This is a genomic window from Hahella sp. HNIBRBA332 (genome assembly GCF_030719035.1).
In the GTDB taxonomy this organism is placed as follows: domain Bacteria; phylum Pseudomonadota; class Gammaproteobacteria; order Pseudomonadales; family Oleiphilaceae; genus Hahella.
The window spans coordinates 6240583-6260877 of the sequence record NZ_CP132203.1; the positions used below are offsets into that span (position 1 = coordinate 6240583).

Annotated in this window: 19 protein-coding genes; 5 read left to right on the forward strand and 14 right to left on the reverse strand. The window is 58.8% G+C overall.

Features of this window, described 5'->3' with window-relative positions:
- Nucleotides 1–12: 12 nt before the first annotated feature.
- Nucleotides 13–1050 carry an efflux RND transporter periplasmic adaptor subunit gene (locus O5O45_RS27690; RefSeq protein ID WP_305902535.1) on the reverse strand — a complete coding sequence of 346 codons (1038 nt, stop codon included), beginning with the start codon at nucleotides 1048–1050 and terminating at the stop codon, nucleotides 13–15.
- Between the two features lie 236 nt (nucleotides 1051–1286).
- Between O5O45_RS27690 and O5O45_RS27695 the strand changes: the two genes are divergently transcribed.
- From O5O45_RS27695 to O5O45_RS27705, 3 genes are all read left to right on the forward strand, one after another.
- On the forward strand, nucleotides 1287–1559 hold the full coding sequence (locus O5O45_RS27695; RefSeq protein ID WP_305902536.1) for a YiaA/YiaB family inner membrane protein: 273 nt from the start codon (nucleotides 1287–1289) through the stop codon (nucleotides 1557–1559).
- A 42-nt stretch (nucleotides 1560–1601) separates the two neighbouring features.
- Complete coding sequence (locus O5O45_RS27700) at nucleotides 1602–2309, forward strand: PspA/IM30 family protein (RefSeq protein ID WP_305902537.1); 708 nt, start codon at nucleotides 1602–1604, stop codon at nucleotides 2307–2309.
- Between the two features lie 151 nt (nucleotides 2310–2460).
- Nucleotides 2461–3378: an alpha/beta fold hydrolase gene (locus O5O45_RS27705; RefSeq protein WP_305902538.1), complete on the forward strand. Its 918-nt coding sequence runs from the start codon at nucleotides 2461–2463 to the stop codon at nucleotides 3376–3378.
- On the opposite strand, the gene O5O45_RS27710 is transcribed toward O5O45_RS27705, so the two are convergent.
- Together O5O45_RS27710 and O5O45_RS27715 are read right to left on the reverse strand one after the other, a co-directional pair.
- The gene (locus tag O5O45_RS27710; protein WP_305902539.1) at nucleotides 3375–4352 is read right to left on the reverse strand and encodes a zinc transporter ZntB; all 978 of its coding nucleotides are present in this window, start codon (nucleotides 4350–4352) and stop codon (nucleotides 3375–3377) included. The genes O5O45_RS27705 and O5O45_RS27710 overlap by 4 nt on opposite strands.
- A 176-nt stretch (nucleotides 4353–4528) precedes the next feature.
- On the reverse strand, nucleotides 4529–6817 hold the full coding sequence (locus tag O5O45_RS27715) for a thioredoxin domain-containing protein (RefSeq protein ID WP_305902540.1): 2289 nt from the start codon (nucleotides 6815–6817) through the stop codon (nucleotides 4529–4531).
- Nucleotides 6818–6982: 165 nt separating this feature from the next.
- Here O5O45_RS27715 and O5O45_RS27720 point away from each other — a divergent pair, with 165 nt between their 5' ends.
- Nucleotides 6983–7414, forward strand: a complete 432-nt coding sequence (locus tag O5O45_RS27720) for a DUF3429 domain-containing protein (RefSeq protein ID WP_305902541.1) — start codon at nucleotides 6983–6985, stop codon at nucleotides 7412–7414.
- Here O5O45_RS27720 and O5O45_RS27725 read toward each other — a convergent pair whose 3' ends face one another.
- The 3 genes from O5O45_RS27725 to O5O45_RS27735 form a co-directional block, all read right to left on the reverse strand.
- The gene (locus O5O45_RS27725; protein WP_305902542.1) at nucleotides 7415–7708 is read right to left on the reverse strand and encodes a hypothetical protein; all 294 of its coding nucleotides are present in this window, start codon (nucleotides 7706–7708) and stop codon (nucleotides 7415–7417) included.
- Between the two features lie 103 nt (nucleotides 7709–7811).
- Nucleotides 7812–8363 carry a nucleotidyltransferase family protein gene (locus O5O45_RS27730; protein WP_305902543.1) on the reverse strand — a complete coding sequence of 184 codons (552 nt, stop codon included), beginning with the start codon at nucleotides 8361–8363 and terminating at the stop codon, nucleotides 7812–7814.
- A gap of 158 nt (nucleotides 8364–8521) precedes the next feature.
- Nucleotides 8522–9220 carry an alpha/beta fold hydrolase gene (locus O5O45_RS27735; RefSeq protein WP_305902544.1) on the reverse strand — a complete coding sequence of 233 codons (699 nt, stop codon included), beginning with the start codon at nucleotides 9218–9220 and terminating at the stop codon, nucleotides 8522–8524.
- A 477-nt stretch (nucleotides 9221–9697) separates the two neighbouring features.
- Between O5O45_RS27735 and O5O45_RS27740 the strand changes: the two genes are divergently transcribed.
- Entirely contained in the window at nucleotides 9698–10117 is a 420-nt protein-coding gene (locus O5O45_RS27740; RefSeq protein WP_305902545.1) for a hypothetical protein, read from the forward strand.
- Between the two features lie 116 nt (nucleotides 10118–10233).
- On the opposite strand, the gene O5O45_RS27745 is transcribed toward O5O45_RS27740, so the two are convergent.
- The 8 genes from O5O45_RS27745 to O5O45_RS27780 all read right to left on the reverse strand — a co-directional run bounded on the left by O5O45_RS27745 (nucleotide 10234) and on the right by O5O45_RS27780 (nucleotide 20291).
- Entirely contained in the window at nucleotides 10234–11982 is a 1749-nt protein-coding gene (locus tag O5O45_RS27745) for a glycoside hydrolase family 16 protein (RefSeq protein ID WP_305902546.1), read from the reverse strand.
- A 224-nt stretch (nucleotides 11983–12206) separates the two neighbouring features.
- Nucleotides 12207–13013, reverse strand: coding sequence for a 2,3-dihydro-2,3-dihydroxybenzoate dehydrogenase (locus tag O5O45_RS27750; protein WP_305902547.1), 807 nt, complete (start codon nucleotides 13011–13013; stop codon nucleotides 12207–12209).
- Complete coding sequence (locus O5O45_RS27755; protein WP_305902548.1) at nucleotides 13006–13860, reverse strand: ABC transporter ATP-binding protein; 855 nt, start codon at nucleotides 13858–13860, stop codon at nucleotides 13006–13008. The genes O5O45_RS27750 and O5O45_RS27755 overlap by 8 nt, the downstream gene beginning before the upstream one ends.
- A 3-nt stretch (nucleotides 13861–13863) precedes the next feature.
- The gene (locus O5O45_RS27760) at nucleotides 13864–14970 is read right to left on the reverse strand and encodes a FecCD family ABC transporter permease (RefSeq protein WP_305902549.1); all 1107 of its coding nucleotides are present in this window, start codon (nucleotides 14968–14970) and stop codon (nucleotides 13864–13866) included.
- Nucleotides 14971–14987: 17 nt separating this feature from the next.
- On the reverse strand, nucleotides 14988–16013 hold the full coding sequence (locus tag O5O45_RS27765) for a FecCD family ABC transporter permease (protein WP_305902550.1): 1026 nt from the start codon (nucleotides 16011–16013) through the stop codon (nucleotides 14988–14990).
- Between the two features lie 20 nt (nucleotides 16014–16033).
- The gene (locus O5O45_RS27770) at nucleotides 16034–17044 is read right to left on the reverse strand and encodes an ABC transporter substrate-binding protein (protein ID WP_305902551.1); all 1011 of its coding nucleotides are present in this window, start codon (nucleotides 17042–17044) and stop codon (nucleotides 16034–16036) included.
- A gap of 429 nt (nucleotides 17045–17473) precedes the next feature.
- Nucleotides 17474–18679 carry an MFS transporter gene (locus O5O45_RS27775; RefSeq protein WP_305902552.1) on the reverse strand — a complete coding sequence of 402 codons (1206 nt, stop codon included), beginning with the start codon at nucleotides 18677–18679 and terminating at the stop codon, nucleotides 17474–17476.
- 40 nt (nucleotides 18680–18719) lie between these two features.
- The gene (locus tag O5O45_RS27780) at nucleotides 18720–20291 is read right to left on the reverse strand and encodes an amidohydrolase family protein (RefSeq protein ID WP_305902553.1); all 1572 of its coding nucleotides are present in this window, start codon (nucleotides 20289–20291) and stop codon (nucleotides 18720–18722) included.
- Nucleotides 20292–20295: the final 4 nt, after the last annotated feature.

A 20295-nucleotide genomic window follows, 5' to 3' on the forward strand; every position in this document is an offset into this window, starting at 1 on the left:
CGATTAGATAAGTCAGGGATTGGAAGCCAGCGCGACAGGCGTCGCCAGCATACCTTCCACCAGACCGGTGGCGCCGCGAGTGACCAGGGTTTCCCCTGCCTTCAGTCCATGAGCCACAGCGACATGGGACGCGGAAAAGTCACGCAATACGATACGGCGGCGATGCGCGCGGTTATTGGCGTCCAGTACGAAAACCTCGGCATTTTTACCGCCGGCGCTGATGATGGCGCTGAGCGGAATCATGACCAGTTGCACCTCCGCTTTGGGCGTCAGCGTCACGCGCGCGACCATGCCTGATAACAGGCGTGCGTCATGGGGGTGCAGACGTACTTCCACTTCAAAAACGCCGCTGCCGGGACTGGCTTTCGCTGCGATTTCGTAAACGTCCCCACTCAGAGCCTGACCGGGATATGCGTCCAAGCGCACCTCCGCCTTGTCCCCTTCTCTCAGGCGCACAATTTCTTTGTCGCTGACGCCAACGCGAATAACCCATCCGGCATTTTCTTGTGCGAAGACGAATGCAGGACGTTGCGCGCTGACCAGTTCGTTGGGCTCAATCAGGCGGCGCAGTACAACGCCATCGCTAGGGGCGACGATTTCAGAATGTTTGAAATTGAATTGTGCGACTTTGAGACGGGCGCTCGCCACCCGCAATGCGGTTTCGGCGGACTGCACCTGCTCCAGCGGTGCGACCTTGCTGCCGTACAACTTATTGAATCGCTCCAGATTGCGGCGGGCGTCGTCACGGTAAGCTTCAGCCTGCGCCACTTCCGCGGCGATTTCCTCTCTGTCGAGGATAGCGATCAGGTCCCCGGCGCGCATTCGCTGACCTTCTTTCACTGCGATGTCCGCAACGATTCCCGACGTTTTAAAGGACAGCGTTTGTTCCGATTGATTGGCGAGGACGCCGCTGGTTTCTATGGGGAGGGAATAGGCTTCCAGACGAACGGTTTCCGTATGCACGACAGGCTCGTCTGCGGCGGCCACAGGCGCAACGCCATAGATCAGCGTCGCCAGAGAGAAGGCCACGGCATGGTAAAGGGGGCGCATGGAGGTGATCCTTGTTTATGTTTTAAGTGTAAACATTTTAGGTTTGCAAAATATTCGGTGTCAACATTTGAGTGGATGAGGGTGTGATATCTGAATCAGAAGCGTGCATTTTCAATTAAGGTATCGAATGGCGATACTTGGAGGCGGTCATTCAGCACCCATTCAGATTTAGATTCAAAAATAGCAGGGGCGACAGCAGAGTGAGCGGGACATCGGATCATACAGAGGGACAACTCATGACAGTTGCAGAAATCCAGAGTAACTCCAAAGGTTGGTTGTTTTACGTGAAGTCTTCTTTCGTCATCGCGCTGGCTGCGGTGGCCGCCGGCATCTTTTTCATGCCGGTGGATTTGCTTATCAAAGGTTATTTCAGCATCAGTACGCTGTTTCTCATCAGCTCGACTATCACGCTGTCTAAAACCATGCGTGATGAACATGAATCTCATCGCCTTATTCACAAGATCAATGAAGCCAGAACCAACCAAATGCTGCGGGACTATGCAGAGTAACCGGATGAAAGCAGGCCGCAACCCGTCCGCCAAGGACGACCTATGAATCACGAGGTGCTTTATATGTACTACATGCAAAAAATGATGACCGCCGTACGCGGCGCAACACGTGAGAGCGCTGAGCGGGTGGTGGACGCAAACGCTATCCGCATCTTTGAACAGGAAATCTACGAATGCGAATGCGCCATGGGGCAGGCCAAGCACGATCTGGCCCGGGTGATGGCGGAAAAAATGCGACTGGAGCGGGGTATCGCCCGTCGCGCCAGATATGTGGCGGAAAAGGAAACACAAGCCGGTCAGGCGCTGGAAAAAGGATTGGAGGACTTGGCTCAGGATCTGGCTACTGTGATTGCCGATCAGGAAAAAACGCTTGCGGATGAGCGCAAGGCGTCGGAAAAGCTGGGAGAGCATGAGAGAAAGTTACGCCTGAGTCTGCAATCCGCAGCCCAGAGCATCCAGAACTATCGACGTGAGCTGCGCATGGTGCAAGCCACACAGAGTACGCAGCAGGCGACGGCCTCCCTGACCGTTCGCGCCAATTCCATGGGGTCGCGTATCAGCGATATGCAGGATTCCCTGCAGCGCATTAGAGACCGTCAGGAGCGCTTCGATGATATGAAGCGCGCTATGGAGCAGTTGGATGATGGGCTGAACGACGATGGTCTGGAGGATAAGTTGCGGAAAGCGGGCATTGGTCCCAGAACCGAGGCCGACGCGGTACTGGAGCGCATTCGTAAAAAATCAGCCTGATTGTTCGCCGCAGAAACGGCAAAAAACCGCGCATTTTGCGCGGTTTTTTGCGTTAAAACTTGGAAAGTTAATCAATTACCCTTAACTTCCCGTATATGATTGGTTGACCTTTAATGAAGGCTGAGACAGCGGCTTTAAGATTGTACGGACCATGACCCACGCGTATTACCACCCCCGGGAGCAGTACCTCAAGGTAAACTCCATTCAGATTTGTTACGAAGAACTGGGCGACCCAGATGGCGAGCCGGTGTTGCTCATCATGGGGCTCGCCTGTCAGATGACGGCCTGGCCGCCGGAATTTCTGGAGCCATTGGTGGAGGCGGGCTTTCGCCTGATCCGGCTCGATAATCGGGATATCGGCCACTCCTCGGAAATTGATTGCCCCCATCGGGCGCCGGTGCCAGTAGACTTTGTGCGCTCCAAGCTGGGCTTGCCGGTCACGGCTTCCTATACGTTGTACGATATGGCGGACGACGCCATTGCATTGCTTGACGCCTTGAATATAGAGCGCGCGCATCTGGTGGGCGTCTCTATGGGGGGAATGATTTCGCAGATTGTCGCAGCGCGACAGCCGCAGCGGATCAAGTCCCTGACTTTGATGATGACCTCCAACAACAGCCCCAAGCAACCGATGCCGGATCTGGGAACGCTATGGCGCATCAACGGCGGCGGTGTTCGCGGACATCATCAGGAGGCCGCGTTGAGACGCGGCGTAGCGTTCTGGGAGACGGTGCAAAGTCCGTCCTTCCCTACACCCAAAGAGCGCATTCTGCAGCGCATCGCCAGAGATTATCAGCGCAGCTATCGACCCAAAGGCATTGTCCGGCAGATGCGGGCGATCCTCGCCACAGGCAGTCTGGAGAAGCTGGCGCGGGACATCACCATGCCAACACTGATTTTGCATGGCTCGGCGGATCCTTTGATGAAACCCAAGAATGGGCAGATGCTGAAGCAAAGCATCGCCCACGCGAAGTTAGAGATGATTCCCGGTTGGGGGCATGATCTGCCGCTGCCTTTGTTGCCGAAACTGGCGCAAAAAGTCATCGAACATGCGCGATCTGTCGGTTAAATCCAGCCTTTCTTGCGCAGATAGACGATTTCCAGCACCAGTAGAGCGACCAACAGAACCGAGAACAGCCAGAACGCATTGCCGTCATCTACGCCTGGCATGCCGCCGATATTAATGCCGAACAGGCCGGTGAGCAGGCCCAGCGGCAGGGATACTGCGGCGACTATGGAGAGCAGATACAGGTGGCGGTTCAGGCGGTCGTTCATGGCCGCCGCCAACTCGTCTTTGATCACCTGAGAACGCTCGCGGATAGCGTCCAGATCCTCCACATAACGGGTCAGCCAGTCCATTACCTCCGTTAGTCTGCGCTTGTCGTTAGCGCTGATCCAGGGCAGCTCCGACGTTTGCAGACGGGCGATCACATCCCGTTGCGGTGAGATATAGCGACGAAACACGATTGCTCGCTTGCGGGTGGAAATGATGGATTCACGAATGGACTCGTCCTGAGACACCAATACCCGATCTTCCAGATCGTCAGTGGTTTCGTTCAGTGTGGTGACAGCGCTTTGCATGTGATCATAAAGCTCGACGCACATTTCCGTGAGCCACTCGCCGGCGCCGCAGGGGCCCATGTTCTGCTCCAGCTTTTCGATTATGTCCGCCGTCGCCTTCAATTGCCGCCGCCCGGCGCTGATGACGCCGTATTCGGTGATCCAGGCCCGCAGCGACACCATGTCTTCCGGCTCCGCTCCCTGGTTCAGGTTGACGCCGCGCAGAATGATCAATACTCCTTCATTCAGCTCCATCATCCGAGGACGGGTTTCGTCGGCCATCAGCGCCTCGGCGATGAGCCAGTCCAGGCCGAGTTGATTTTCCAATAAATTAAGCGCGCCGGGATTCAACACATTGATGTGTAACCAGGTCAGGCGGGATTTGTCCTGCGCCGCCTCGGCGGCTTCTTCTACGGGGATGGGCGTTGCGCTGCCGCCGCCGTCCAGTTGAAATGCGTGAATAATCGGATGGGAGTCAGTCACCGTCTCTTCCTTCCGTTAAGGTTGATCGGGAAAACGTTGATCGGGTTAAGCAAGTCGCCGGACTAAACATCAACCTTAAGCGGTTGCATAGAGCCGGTAACGCTTTTGGCTAAGACTAGATGCAGTCGCCAGCAGGCGCAATCGGCCAAGATGCCTGCGTCTTTTCACCGGGCGCTTCACCAAAGGCTGAAGTTAAGCGTGTGCGGGCGATGGCAAACCTGTTCGTTACATGTCTGGAAATGCAGAGCCAGACGCACCGGTGAAAGTGTGGAGCGACGTAAAGTCAGCTCAATGCAACAGTGATCGTCATAGACTTCCAAGGCATTGCTTTCATTGTGATCCGTCCATACGTTTGCTGGGGGATACCGTATGTCCAGCAGGTCGTGATCAGTGTGCGACAGCAATTCCACTTGCGTGCGGTGGCCGTCAGGGGTGGGGCAGTTGTGGCTTTGAATGCGCCACCCCTCGCTCATGTGTATATCCAGTTGCACTTCCAGCAAGTGGTCCTCTTTGTATTCTTTCACAGCGACCGCGGCCCACATTTGGCCGGACGCGGCGTATTGCAGATTGACAGGATTCGGCGCCAGCCATTCGTTCAGCCCTTTCAGAAACACTGGCGCTGATAATGGATGGCGGTTGATTTGCCCGGTAAAAGCGGCGATCTGGTTCTCCGCCATGCGCTGTACGTTGAGGTCGCCAGTGCGCAGACGCAGCGCCGCCAACACCGACGCCAACTGCGAATTGCCGCTGACCGTGGCGTTGTCGCCGCAGTGTTTGCTGCGTACTAGCAGCGGGCCTTGCGCATTCTTTGGGGTGATGAAAAATCCGCCTTGTTCGGCGTCCAGAAACTGCTCTTCCAACGTGGTCGCCAAAGCTTCCATTCGCTCCAGCCAAAGGTGGTCATGGGTGTAGTCATACAACTGCAACAGTCCTTCCATGTAATGCACATAATCTTCCAGCAACGCGTCGTCGCTGGGGAGATTATCCAGACTGATGCGGTGGAACAGGCCGTCTTCCCCACGCTGACTGCGCCATAATTGGTTCGCGGCGATGACCGCCGCGTCTCCGTAAGCGCTGATGCCCGTGATGACGGCGGTTTCAGCCAGCGCGGCGATCATCATACCGTTCCATTCCGTTATCACTTTGTCATCGCGCAGAGGTGGAACGCGCTGGCTTCGAGCCTGTAATAGGGTCGCTTTCAGGTCCGCCAGTTGCTGCAGTAACTCCTCGTAAGTCAGACCCAGTGTTCCAGCGCTCTCCTGCAAAGAACAGGGTAGATGCAGAATATTGGCGCCTTCAAAATTGCCTTTCCGGGTGACGCCATAGACCTGCTTGGCCAGAGCCAGACCGGGTTTGTCGAGAAGCTGGCTCAGTTCCTGGTAGGTCCATACGAAGTACTTGCCTTCCTCGCCTTCGCTGTCTGCGTCCGTGGCGGAATAAAACACGCCTTCCTGAGAACGCATTTCTCTGAGAGCGTAATCCAGGGTTTCCCTGCTTACCCTCAAATATTCAGGATCCCGGCTCAGGTTATAGGCGCGGGCGTAGCAGCGCGCCAGCTGCGCCTGGTTGTAGAGCATTTTCTCAAAGTGAGGGACCTGCCAGCGTTGATCCACTGCGTAGCGATGAAAGCCGCCGCCCGCCTGATCGTAAACGCCGCCGGCGAGTAGCGCGTCCAGTGTGCTCTTTACCACGCTCCAGGCGGGTTGTCGGTCCAGCGGTCGGGAGTCGCGTTCAATGATGTCGAGCAGGAACAGAAGGTTGGGCTCCTGAGGAAACTTGGGTTCGCTACCGAAGCCGCCCCATTCGCGATCGCTATAACCAATTAGCTTTTCCGCCGCCGTTTCGATCAGATTTTCCGCCAGGTTTTCCGAGATCGGCTTTGGCCTGAGATAAACGTTGACGGCGTCCGCCAGCCGACGCCCCTGTTCCAGCAGGTTCTCCTGCTGATCCACCCACAGTTCATGAACTTTTTGCAGGAGGCTGATGAAACGAGGGCGGGGAAAATAGGTTCCGCCGAAGAAGGGTCTTCCCTCAGGAGTAAGAAAGCTCGACATAGGCCAGCCGCCGTGCCCGGTGATGATTTGCACGGCGGTCATATAAATCTCATCCAGGTCGGGTCGCTGCTCCCGGTCCACTTTGACGGGGATGAAGTAGCGGTTGAGGGTTTGCGCCACGTCTTCATTATCGAAGCTCTCTTCCTCCATGACATGGCACCAATGGCAGGTGCTGTAACCGATGGAGAGAAATATCGGTTTGTTCTCCGCTTTGGCTAAGGCGAAGGTATCGTCGTTCCAGGCGCGCCAGTTCACGGGATTATGAGCGTGCTGCAGCAGGTAGGGCGAGCCTTCCAGTATCAGGTGATTGGTATAGACGGGAATTCCGTCTTGACGCCGGTAACGGGTGCGCACGGGGTAACTGCCTTGTTTGCCTGCCCGGGCGAGTTGCAACGGATCACTGGCGGACATAGGTCTTTCCTTTGTGGCGATGAGTGCTTATGGCCCTGCACTACTGAACATAATGCATATCTTCCGTTTCATGCAAAATAATCCCTGATCTTTCCCCGATTTTTGAGCGTAAAAGCTGGTGCGGAGGGCGACGTTTCGCCTGTCTGGAGGCAACGGGGGGGAGGCATGATCGCCGGGGAAAGTGAAAAATACGTGCGTATGAGCGCCATTCTGGGGGCCGCGCCGCTGCTGGTTCTGGGCGTGGCCTGCGTTCTCGGCGGCGAGGAGGGCCCGCTGTTGCGGTCTATGTTCGACTACTACAGCATGGCTTTGTTGGCGTTCATGGCCGGCGGCGTTTGGTTGATCGGTATGCGGGGAGAAGGGCCGGCAACGCCATCGCGATTGTTGTGGGCCAGTATTGTCTGTCTGATTGTGGCCTGGACGGCGCCGGGACTGCCGCCCGGCCTGCGCTCATTGACGCTGGCGGCGGCGTTTCTGTTCTTTTACGGACTGGACCGATTCGTTCTGGAAGACTACTGGCGTGCGGATTACCAGCAGATGCGCTGTCATCTGACCTTGTGCGCCGCGGTGATGCAGGCGCTGGTCATGCTCGCTTGATCAGTGATTCAGAATATCGATGATTTCCCGAGTGGACTTGATAATTTTGATGATCTTGTCTTCCACATAAACTGTTTCGACGCCATCGTCATCGTGGTAAACCACGCCGTGGTCATAAACGGACTGATCCAGGATCTCGCCCTTATGCAGCTTCTTTTGCCAGCCTGGAGGCAGTTGGCCGCCCCGGTCCACTTTTTTCTGTAATCCCGGCGGCAGATCGCGCTTTTTGTCATCCTTGGTGTAAGCGTTGAAAGAAAGAGCGAAAATGGAAATCAGCAAAAGCATTTTGCGCATGAAGCTTACCTCTTGACGGCGCCGTGAAAATGGTTGTGTCCGGGCGACGCTTCAGTATAGCGGGCCCTGGCGGAATTAGGCCAGGGCGCTGCGCAGAATGAGCCTATTGCAGGGCGGAAATTTGCAGCATCGGCCAGATACGGTGCCAGCGTTTACCGTACACGCGGGAGACGAAGATATCCTCTGCATAACGCACGTCCGGATTCGGACGCACTTGCATGGACCAATTCTCCAGCAGGCCGAACTTGGCGGTGAACTTGAACTTGTCCAGATGCTCCAGTCTGACGCCCACGCAGGTCGGCACTTCGACCCAATGAGAGATAGCGTCGGCGGTATCGCGATAGGGATTATGTTGATTATGCAAGTGCATCCTGGCCTGGTTTTTCACTTCCCATTTCACGCCGGGGACCATTTTTCTCAGCTTGGCTTCGATTTCCTTATCGCGTTCTTCGGAGGTGTCGTCGGAGTCGAAATACACCAGATCAACATCATTCAGCGGGGTGGCCTGAGGAAGTTTGTGCAGGTGATCCCAGATGGCGTTGCGCAGAAATCCTGCTGCAAGATACCAGTCCTTCAGGCCCAACGATCTGGCGGCGGCCAGACAACGCATACGCAGTAAATCTTTTTTCAGCAGTACAATAGTGTCTTGTTCCATATGACAAACTCCATTCCTGTTTATTGTTTGATATCGGGGCGTTCGCGAGAACGCGTTCTGCGAATTGTCTCTCCAGATGGCCCCCGGCGTCCGTGAAAGTTTCGCACAGCAGCGTGAGAAATTATCCACTGGGAACCATTGCAATCTACCCAACCGCTTTAAAGCGCCCGTCGGGCGTCCGCCAGCACCCGATTGATCTCCTCCACCACAAAGTCCGGGTGGGATAGCGGAAGATAACGGCGGGCGTTGGCGATTACCCTGAATCGCGCTTGCGGCATATGCCGCAGCCACTCGCGGTGGCTTTCAATCCATTGTCTGCGGTCGCGATGAGTCGGTTCCGGCGTTTGCGCCGAAGTCTCTGGCGGATTGTCGCCCACAAGGATACTGGTTGGCGCGTTATTGAGAAAGGGGATGGATCGCCCCCTTTCCGTTGCGCCCAGAACGTTATGGCTCTCTGCATTGTCCGCCGCTTCTGCGTCGTCGTAACCGTCCACGAATACCTGACCGACGACTTCATTGGGATATTTATGCGCGAAGTAACGGATATGGGCGGCGCCGGCGCAATGGCCGACCAGGATGTAGGGAGGCTTGATATCGGCGACCTGGAGCAGTTTGCGCAGGTCGGCGACCATGTTTTCGGCGCTTCTGCAGGAGAGGCTGGCGTCGGTGTCCTGCAGGTCGGCGCGGTCGTAGGAAAGTGTGCGGGTAAAGAGACTGATCAGGGGCTGCACTCGCTCCCAAGCGTCAATGCCTCCGCCCAGGTCAGACTCGAAAATGACGGTGGCGTTGCCCGAACCCTCCGCCAGATAACGCAGGCTGACGTCACCAATATCCGCATAGTCATAGGATCGTTCCATCTAAGTTCCCTTTATCCTATTGAGTAGTCTTTTTTCATTTTTTTGACGTGACGCACTATCCTGACTTCGCGTCATCCAGGCCGTTGATGGCGCCGGCGCCGGTGATCTCCAGCGTACGCCTAGGCATAACGGCCATAGCGATCCGACTTATCCTGTCCGATCGCGAAAAGCAAATATAATCAACGGGATGCGCTAAAACAAGAGCGCCCGCCCAAGCGCTGCCTTTCTGTAACGAAGGGCGCTTATTCGTGATTTTCGGCGGGTGGATTATCCAAGTGTTAAGCCTTTTCTCCCCCGCGCTAGGCGCATTGCTCTACACCCTTTAACCGAGTGTTTTCCCTAAAGACAATCGCTATGGTAGCTCCGTGGATCAACGCCACGTAGAAACTATCTCATAGCCAGTCGCGTTCCTGGTGGCGCAGGCGGTGAGATAGTTTTTTCATCTCTCTCTTTCATCCCGCATAGGGGGCGAACACAGTGAAGTGCTCTAGAATTCTAAAAAGACGTGCGCTTGTAAAGAAAACATCCGCTCATATTCCGGCGTTTTTAGCGTCGGTATTCGCCGCCGGCCTGTCCCTCACCGCCTATTCCATTGCGCCTTCGGATTCAGCGCGTAGTTCCGCTTTTGTATCCAGTTCCAGCGCCGGTGTGGTGGGAACGGCTTGGAGTCAGTCTGATCCTTTTGCCGGCTCCGGTGATTTTGTTGGTTTTCAGCAGTTGTCCGATTGGCGCGGCGCCGTATCCGCGCTGGCCGATAAATCCTGTATTTCCAGTCTGTGGTATGGTCCCGTGCGCGCCAGCGATGCGGACTGTGCGACGGAGCTGAACTGGCTGGGTCGTAATGCCGGTTCCGACAGCAGTAACTCCCCGCACATATTTGACTGGGAAAGCTTGTAAGTCAGGGTATTCACCGCCAACCCTTTTAATCGTGTTTGTACGACAGAAATAATAACTACAACCTCAACCAAGACGCCCCGCGGAGCGGAAAGCTCCCCGGGGCGTCGCTTTTTGGCTCAGAAGGGCGTAAAGCGGTAATAATCCACTTTCATCTCCGCATTGGCGGCAGGATAGTCCGCGGGACTATAGTTAAACCAGTGCCAGGGCGAATGCCACAGGTTCAGCATGAAGATGGCCGGACGCTGTGGAACCATCGCCGCATCGCGCATATCCCACAATGTCACTTCTTTCCCATTCAGCTTGATGTACCAGCGGATACGGTCGGCATGCCAGTCGAAACCGACGGTGTAATAGGTATCGGCGCGGGGGAAGTCCGCCAGTTTGATATTGGGCAGAGCGCCTGCGGGAACCGTTTCGTAAGTGCCCTCCATGCCGGCCGGGGTTTCGCGATAGGCGCCGGTGGCCATGTCGATGGCGCGGCTCTTCTTGCGGAACTGGTTTTCACTATCGCCGCCGTAGTCAGTCCAGGTTGTCAGCCACAGTACGTTAGGCTCGCCGCACAACAGTTCGATATCGATTTCCGTGTTGTCCGCCAGTCCGTTGCCGTTCTTGTCCGTGCCGTCATTGTCGTAGATGAAAATGCCGTTGACGGCCTCTTCGCCGGGGCTGCAGGAGGCGAATTTCACCCGGGTCTCGTAGCGGCCGTAATGGGTTTTCTGGTTATAGCCAACTTCGGATGCGTAGTACGGCGATGCATTGTCGCCGCTGTTCAGATCGGGATTACCCGGGAACAGTAATGACAACGCGGCGTTATCCCCCGCCGCGGCGTCGGCGGCGCCAAAATCCACGGCGCCGTTGGGCTGCCGGCGTGAATACCATTGGCCCTGATTGGCGGTGAACTCGTCGTTGATCTGCGGGACGCCCGGATCGGGATCGCCATTGTCGTCGCCGTCATCGTTATCGTCGCGTGACACCAGGCTGATGTCCGCAATGTCGTATTCCACGCCGCTCTGCAGGTTATCCGCCACCAGCGCATGGACTTTGCTGAGGTCGGATAGCTTGAAGTCTTTCAGAGGGATCAACACTTCTTGAGCGCCGGGCTCCACTGTCACGTTAACGGCCTGTGAGGCTCCCTGGCGGGTGGCGCAGCTGGCGTCGCGGGTATCCAGGCTGAGCGACAGATCGGCGCGTTGGGAGGCGCTCAGGGTGAGTTTGAGGTGTGTATAGGGGGCGGCGTCGAAGCAAGTGTCTGTGGCGAGCACGCTGTACCAGTAGCCGCCGCCCCCGGATATCAACCTGAGTGCGCCGTTACTGACCTGATCGCTTTGCAGACTGCCGTCGTCGTCGGTCCAACCGCCGAGCAGATTCTGGTGCAGGCCTTCGTAGCGGGACGCATCGGCGAAGGCGTCTATCACCAGGTCAGCCACAGGCGCTTCAGGCTCAGCCAAGGACAAAGGCGCTGAATCCTGTTGACCAGGATAGCGGCTGTCTCCGTTGAAGTAATCTCCGGCGTGAATGCTGCCCGCTCTGGCGCGAACGAAGTAGGCGCCCGGCTCATCGGCCTGAAAGTCACCGTCGCAACGGAACTGGGCGCGGGTGGCGAGTTCCGGCGTACGGCATTGAAAGCTATGTGCGGGGCTTTCCTGTCCCTGTTTCATGACGTCCACATACAGAGTGAAGATTCCGGGATCGCGCAAGTTACGCAGCTCTGCGTAGGGATGCAGGTTCACGCCGGTTTGCGCCTGTTCCGTATTGAATCCTGCGGCGGCGACGCCGGCGTTGTAGGCCGCGGCGAACGTGGCTGGCGCGAGCAGGGCGCTTGCGCCCAGAGCCAGCGCTCCGATAGTCAGTGTGCGTGTCTTCAAGGCCATCCTCCTGAATTGCTTTGAGGCGGAACCGGCGCGCTTTATTGTGCGGCTGATTCGGCGTCTTTCCGATTAATTTTTGAAAGCGCTTTCATTGTAGCCCTGTCAGTTCGGAAGTGGGATGGGCGAATTGAGTTAGGCCATGTGGAATAAGGCGTAGACTGGAATAAGGGGGAGAACTGAAGCAAGGCGCTTCTGTACGCCTTGCTCGCAGAGTGCGCTTTTTATACGCCGAGAGTCGCGCCGCCGTCGATGCAGAGGTTGTGCATGGTGATGTGGCGAGCCTTGTCCGAGGCGAGAAAGGCCACCGCCTCGGCGATGTCTTCCGGGGTGGCGATGCGCTTGAGAGGAATGCCTGTGCGATAGGAGTCGAGAGAGCCGTTCAGCACGGCCTCCAGCGCCTGATCGTCGGTCCAGAACTGGCGCTGCATGGCGGTGTCGGTGGAGCCGGGCGAGACAATATTGCAGCGCACGCCGTACTCCGCCAGCTCCAGCCCCAGACATTTGGTGAAATGGGTCGACGCCGCTTTAGACGCGGCATAGGCCGCCATTTTGGTGCGTGGTATGGCGGCGGCGTTGGAGCCGACCGTGACGATGACGCCGCGACGACGCTCCTTCATCAGGCGGCTGACAGCGCGGCTCAGGAAAAATACGCCATGGGTGTTGACGGCGAAGGTGTCCAGCCAGTCGTCGGAAGTCAGTTCAGTGGCGGAGGCCAGGCGTAGAATACCCGCCACATTGACCAACACCTCCACTTCGCCCAGGCCGGCTTCGATATCGCCGACCACCGCTTCGATGGCCGCCGCGTCGCTGATGTCCACGATGAAAGGGCGCACCTGCAAACCCCGTGCGATGAGAGTGGAAGTGGTGTCGCGCAGGGCTTTTTCCTGCACGTCGAGAGCGGCGACCTTGGCGCCGCGTTCAGCCAGTGTCGCCACGACGGCGGCGCCAATGCCTTGCGCGGCGCCGGTGACGATGGCGACTTTACCGGCGAAATCCCCGCCGGCGCTCTGTGTAGTGGAATCAGACATAAGATTGCTCCTTGCTGTTGGAGGGGGACAGAGAAGAAAACGCGCCGCCCACCGCCGGAGTAACCACCGGATTGCCGTCAGGGTCGCTCAGAATGTGCGCGTCGACGTTATAGAGTTCGCGCACCATTTCCCGGGTCAGTATCTCGCGGGGCGGGCCGCTCGCCACCACCCGGCCCTCGCGCATGGCGGTGAGGGTGTCGGCGTAGCGGGCGGCGGCGATGAGGTCATGTAGCACCATCATGATGGTGATGCCTTTGGCGGAAAGGTCGCGCACCAGATTCAGCACTTCAACCTGATGCCCCAGATCGAGCATGCTGATGGGCTCGTCCAGCAGTAAAAGATTGGTTTCCTGAGCTAGCGCCATGGCCAGCCAGCAACGCTGGCGCTGACCGCCTGAAAGGTGATCCAGAGGCGCGTCCATGAGATCTGCGGTGTCGGTGGCGAGCAGGGCGCGGCGCACGGCGTCTTCGTCGGCGCTGGTCCACTGGCGGAACAAGCCCTGATGGGGATGGCGACCGTGTCGCACCAGATCCGCCACGCGGATGCCTTCAGGCGCGGTAGGCGTTTGCGGCAACAGGGCTAATCGGGTCGCCGCCTGTTTTCTGCTGAGCGACCAAACGTCTTCGCCTTCCAGAAGAATGCGGCCGGAATCCGGTCGATGCAGACGCGCCACGGCGCGCAGCAGGGTGGATTTACCGCACCCGTTGGGGCCGACGATGATCATCAATTCTCCCGGCCGGGCTTGCAGGCTGACCTCTTTCACCGTTGGCGCCGCGTCGGTTTTACCGCCGCGCCCGTTCGCGTAACTGAGGGAAACGTTCTGAATAGCGAGTCTTGGCTCGGACATCAATCAATTACCTTGCCTGGATTGGGGTTGAAACAGGATGACAGCCAGCAGGAACGGCCCGCCCATCATGGTGGCGATGACGCCCATGGGCGTCTCCACGTCGCTGTAAATGCGCCCAATGGTGTCCGCCACGATCACGAACAGGGCCCCCAGCAAGGTGGAGCGCAACACTGGCGTTTGATCCGGGCGCGCCAGAAAGCTGGCGGTCACCGGCGCCATCAGCGCTATGAAGTTGATAGGGCCGGATACAGTCACTGACAGTGCGGTCAGCACCGCCACGGTCAATACGACGGCGATCTTCAGACGCTCGGGATTCAAACCCAGGGAAGCCGCGGTGTCTTCGCCGAACTGCAATAAGGTCAGTTGTCGCGCCAGCACTACCGCAACCGGCAGCAACAGGCAGAGACCGAAAAACGCGGGAGCGGCGATGGCGTAATCTCTGCCCAGCAGCGTGCCGATGCTCCAGGTGTACATGGCGCTGGCTTCATGCAGAGGCAGGTAGGTCACCAGCACTTCCGTCATGGCGCGCAGCAGGTAGGTCAGTCCCAGACCAATCACCAGAATACGGTAACCGTTGGAGCCGAAGCGGCCGCTGAAGGCCAACACGCCCAACAGCGTGGCGGAGGCGCCGATAATCGCCGCCCACCAGGAGTCCAGCACGCCGCCAGCGCCCGCCAGCATGGCGATGACTACCGCCAAGGTAGCGCCTTGATGTACGCCGAGAATATCCGGCGTGGCCAGGCGGTTGCGGGCGAGTCCCTGCAACAGACAGCCGGCGGCGCCCAGACAAGCGCCTACCACCAGCCCGGCGGCGATGCGGGGCAGACGGATCTGCATGGTCAGCAGCTGGTGGGCGGGACTGCCTTCTCCCAATATGGCCTGCCACACCTGGGACAGAGACAGGTGCGTGGAGCCCAGCATCAGGGACGCGCAAACCGCCAACAGTATCACCAGCAGGATAAGCAGAGCGCTTATCAAGTCATGCAGGTTGAAGGTCATGGAAAGGGAGCCGATTCGGACCACCCGGCTACCGGCCGGGAGGAAGGATGCGGCGTCAGGAAGCCCGAGAGATGGGGCGGCCTGCTCGACAGAGGGCGACATACGGCTCATCGCGGATACCTCCAGGCCTAACTGAACATGCGATTGGAATGGACGATGCGAATAATGATTGGGACGCCGATAAAGGCGACCACGGCGCTGACCGGGGCTTCGAAGGGACGATTGATTACCCGCGCCAGAATGTCCGTGGACAGCAGCAGAAACGCGCCGGCGACGGCGGAATACAGCAACTGGTTGCGCAGATGGTGTCCGGCCAGCGCCCGGGCGATGTAAGCGGCGATCAGTCCCAGCAGAACGATTGGGCCGGCCAGAGCCACCGCTGCGGCGCTCAGCAGGGTGATGCTGAGGGACAACAGGGCGCGAATCAGATTTGGGTTGTGCCCCAGAGCCTTGGCGGAGTCATCCCCCAAAGTCAGTGCGGAAAGCGGTCGCGTCAGCGCCGCCGCCAGGGCCAGCGCCGCCAGCACCGCGGGAGCGATCTGGCTGACCGCCTCCATGGTGATGCCGGACAAGGAGCCCAGAATCCAGTAACGGTATTGATCAAAGGCGGCGATGTGGTCATGCAGCAGCAGGGAAGTGAATCCCTGGAACGCGGCGTTAATGGCCACGCCCGCCAGCACCAGACGCAATGGCGTCATGCTGGCCGCGCCTACTTGAGCCGCCAGCATGACGGCGCCATTGCCGACCAGCGCGCCGGAAATGGCCCAGATCAGCATGGAATAGGAGCTGCTGGCGTGAAAGAAACTGATGCCGATCACCACGCCCAGCGCGGCGCCGGCGTTGATGCCCAGCAGGCCGGGCTCGGCCAGAGGATTGCGGGTGACGTTCTGCAGCAGACTGCCGGCGACGCCCAGCGCCACGCCGATGATGACGCCGGCGAGGGTGCGGGGCAGGCGCAGCTCCGTCATCACCATGCTGACATAGGCGTCGGCGTTGTCCGCCGGAGACAGCAGGTAGGCGAGACTGTGGGCGGCGTCCAGTTGCCCGGACCCCACCAGCATGGAGGTTAATACGACGCCAGACAGCGCCAGCATCAACATGGCGACGGACGCCCAGTTACGACGGCTGACAGCCGGGCGAAGCGCCTGCGACATCAATACTCCTTTAACCTCGACTACCCTTGTTTGCCCAGCATGGCCTGCTCAATGTCGTCCAGCGCCGCCATGGCGGCCAGAGGTCCGCCGACGCTGGTCCACAAAGAGCCGTCGATCAACACCAGATGTCCTTTGTTGACGCCGGACAGCTGTTTGAAGGCGGCGTTGTCGCGAATTTCCGCAAAGGTATCCGCCGCGTCGCCTACCGGGCTGAGGGTGCCGACGAAGATCCAGTCGCCATCGATTTCATGCAGGGCTTCCAGGCTCAGAGGCGCGGAGTGAATGCCGCTTTCCTGTTGCGCGGGAGGACGGGACAGGCCGACATCCGCAATGATCTGGCTGATGAATACGTCACGCAGCATATAAGTGGGGCCTTTGGGGCTCCAGCGCACGACGCTGACGGACACATTTTCCGGATTTCCCAGGTTTTCGCGAATTTTAGCCGCTTTTTCATCGTATTTAGCTAGAAACTTTTCCGCTTCGCTCTCTTTGCTCAAGGCCACGGCGATGCGTTTGAACATGTCGCGCCAGTTTTCTGAAGACGCGGAGGTGATCACGGTGGGAGCGATCTGCTGGAGCTGGGAAATCAGCTTTTCGTCCTGAATGGTGCCGGTCAGAATCAGATCCGGCTGCGCGGCGATTACTTTGTCGATGCTGGGTTGCGCCAGGCGTCCGATGGACTCGACGTCAGCGCTGAGGTCTTTCAAATAGTTAGGCGGCGTCTGTTGACCGCGGCCATCGGTCACTCCCACCGGCTTCATGCCCAACGCCAGCATGGCGTCCATATCGAATTCGCCCAGGGCCAGTACGCGCTTGGGCTCCACCGGCACGCTGACGCGGCGGCCAGCGGCGTCGGTAATATCTTTAGTCGCGGCGGCGGTGGGTTGTTCCGCAGGCGCTGCGGACTCCGTTTGCGCCGTCTCGGGCGTTGCAGGTTTCTGCATGGCCAGCGCGGTAAAGCCCAGAGCCAGCGCGGCGCTGATAGCCAGTAGTGCGAATTTCTTGGTCGGGGAGGAGTTGTTATCTGCCATAGTCACCTGCTTCCAGCATGCTGTCGCAATCAGGGTGGATTCCTTCGGCAAGAATAAGGACGGTCAACGCAACTGTGGGCGCGGCCCGGGAAACGAAAGGGGGTTTATCATCTCCGGCGAAAATTTAACCGGACTCTTGCCGTTATCGGAGCACACTCTACGATAGAATAGAATGCTTGTAAAATGATAATCATTATCGTTTGTGTTCAAATAATCAACACCTTTCTTATTTGCACATGATTACGCATGAGCAGGCGGATCAAATTGAAAGCGCGATGATGGGAGCGAGGTGTTAGGGGTGTGGGGGGTGAAGAGGGCATTCCACCTCCTTAGCGGAGATGACTCTCCGCTCTGGTGGAACTCTTAGCAAATAGAAGTGGTTGACTTGTAACGGAGAGTGCGGCGAACCGTCTGTCTCTCCGCGAGCGATCAGGGTTTAGCTGCAGACGGCGCCGGCGCCGCTTTCATACTCGCCGCCAGCAACAGCGCCGCCAGCGCCAGAGAGACGCCTCCGGCGACGGCGAAAGTGGCGGAAATACCGTAATGATCGATCAACGGCTGGGTTAACAACGGACACAGGAACTGACCGATAAAGAAACAGGTGGTGACGCCGCCAATAATGCGGCCGCGCAGCATCGGCGGCGTGTAGGAGAACAGCCAGACGATCAGGTTCGGACGAATCATCCCGAAGCCGACGCCCGCCACCGCCATGCCCGCCAGAGCGACGCCGTAACTGGGGGCGAAGCCTAGCAGGCCCCATCCGATGGCGATCAATAGCCAGCCGGCGCCATGCAATACCGGGAACGGGAACAGGCCGCCGAATTTACGGTAATACAAGGACACCGTCGCCGTGAGCAGCAGCATGCCGGCGATGGCGAAGCCGATTTCAGAGCCGTCGGTCACGCCGAACTGGGCCACGTAGAACGGGTAATGCAGTGGCGCCATATACAGCGCTAATACTTCAAACGCCGCCAGGGCGTAGCACAAGGCCAGGGGGCCGCCGAGAGGCGTGGGCGCCGCGCCGCCCGGGTCGCCGCCGGGAATCTCTTTGCGCTCCGGTTCGTCCAGGAACAACATGGCGCCGGGCAGCACGATAAATGCGAACAGATAGATCAGGAACGGCGCCGTCCAGTCGATATCCGCTAACAGACCGGCCATGCCCAGAAACAGAACGCCGCCGAAACCGCCGAATGCCGCTTGCACGCCCATATATCGCGCCAGATGGGGACCGGCGAAATAATCTCCGGCCAGCGTGGTGCAGGCGACCATGACGCCCGCCACCGCTACGCCCAGGGCGATGCGTCCCAGCAAAATGGCGATCAGCGAGTCATGCAGGAAATAACCGGACACGCCGGAAACGCCATACAGACAGAGCGCCAGAATCAGCACCTGTTTTTTCTTCCAGTGATCCAGCAGCCAGCCCACCATGGGAGCGCAGCAGGCGATTAACAGGCCGGGCGCGGACAGGATCATTTTGACCCAGAACTCCGCGTTTTCCTCTTGCGCAAAGGCGGCCTCCATACCTGGCAGCGCCGGGGCCAGGGTGGCGCCGGCCATCACCGTCATGGTGCTGGCCAGGAGTAGAAAAAGGCTTCTTCCATTCATGGTGGGCGCAGTCATTGGGGACGTAGCCATAGCGGTTTCCTTCTCTGTCATGTTGCGTTAAACATCCTGTTTATTTGCGTTGTATGCGCGCACGCGCCGACGCTACCGCCAGACGGTAATCCGTCAGCAGTTCGGCTTCGTCGAACAGGGCGCTGCGGCCGTCCTGCACCACGATGCGGCCGGCCACCATGACGGCCTCCACATCCCGGCTGCCGCCCGCCACCAGGAAGGTGCGCAGGGGGTGATTGCCGAGGCGATAGCGCCAGTCGTCGATACCGATGACCACCAGATCCGCCTGCTTGCCGACCTCGATGGAGCCAATGCGATCGCGCCAGCCCAGGGCGCGGGCGCCATTCAGGGTGGCCATGCGCAGCGCCAGGGTCGGCGGGCAGGCGGTATTGCAATTCTGCGCTTCGTTGTGGCCCAGATGCGCGGCGCGCATGGCTTCCGGCATGCCGCCGATATAGGAGATATCGCCGTCTGTGCTGCAGGACACATGTCCGCCGTCCTTGATGAAGCGTCCGATCTGGCCGGTTTCGCTGACGGTGGCTTCGCCCAGCATGCCGTAATGGGCGGGGGAGTGGCAGATATTGACGCCGGTTTCCAGCAGACGTCGATACTCATCTTCGCTGGCGTAGGCGGTATGCACCGCCAGCAGGCGATCGGTGAGCATGCCCAAGGCGTCGAAGCGACCCACAGGCGTGCGGCCGAACACCGCTTGTACGGCGGCGGTTTCATTACGCAGCGGCGCCAGATGGGTGGCGTAGGGCGCCTGATAACGGTCGGCGATATCGCGCAGGGCGATCAACTGTTCGTCGGAACTGCCGAAAGCGCCCATGACGGAAGGCATGCCGCCGATTAGACCTGAAGCGTGGTCGTTCCAGGTTTCCATCAACGCCGCCCAGTCGTCCGCCTGCGCCTGGGTATCGGCGATGCGGCGAAACTCTTTGGCTCCGTTGGGGATCATGATGTCCGATCCCCAACGACTGACGCGGATGCGCATGCCCAGATCCAGCGCCGCCTGCGCCATGGCGTCGGCGGTGTTGGCGGAACCCACGTCGCCCAGCGCCGTGGTTCCAGAGCGCAGCTGCGTCCACATGCTCCAGCGTGCGATGGCGACGCCTTCCGCATGGGTCAGCTTCTGTCCCACGGTGGAGATGAAGGCGAACATGGAGCCTAATGCTTCAATATCGCCGCCATTGGAATAGGGCGTCGGTTCCAGACCGGCATCGTCCGGGCGCTCGAAATTAGGCGCCACGAAACTTTCGTGCCAGTGCGGATTGATCAGCCCTGGCAGCACCAGCTTGCCGGCGGCGTCGATGACCTGATCGCACTCCGGCGCCGGCTGCTCGGTGGAACCGATGGCGGCGATGCGATCGCCCACCACCAGCACCCAACTGTTTTCGATCACTGTATTGGCGTCATCGCCGGCGTACAGAAAACCGCCTTTGATCAGTGTGCGCGCACCCTCACCGGATTGCGGGCCGCCGTCACGGGCGCGGGGTTCCGCCGCCAGCCCGTTGAAGGTTTCGCCATGCGTTGACCCCTCCGATCCCGCCGCTTGTGCGGCGAGCGGCGCAGGACGGGAGGCCTGGGACAGCATCAGCTTATGCAGCCAGGACGCCGCCCCGGCGTGTTTCATGCAG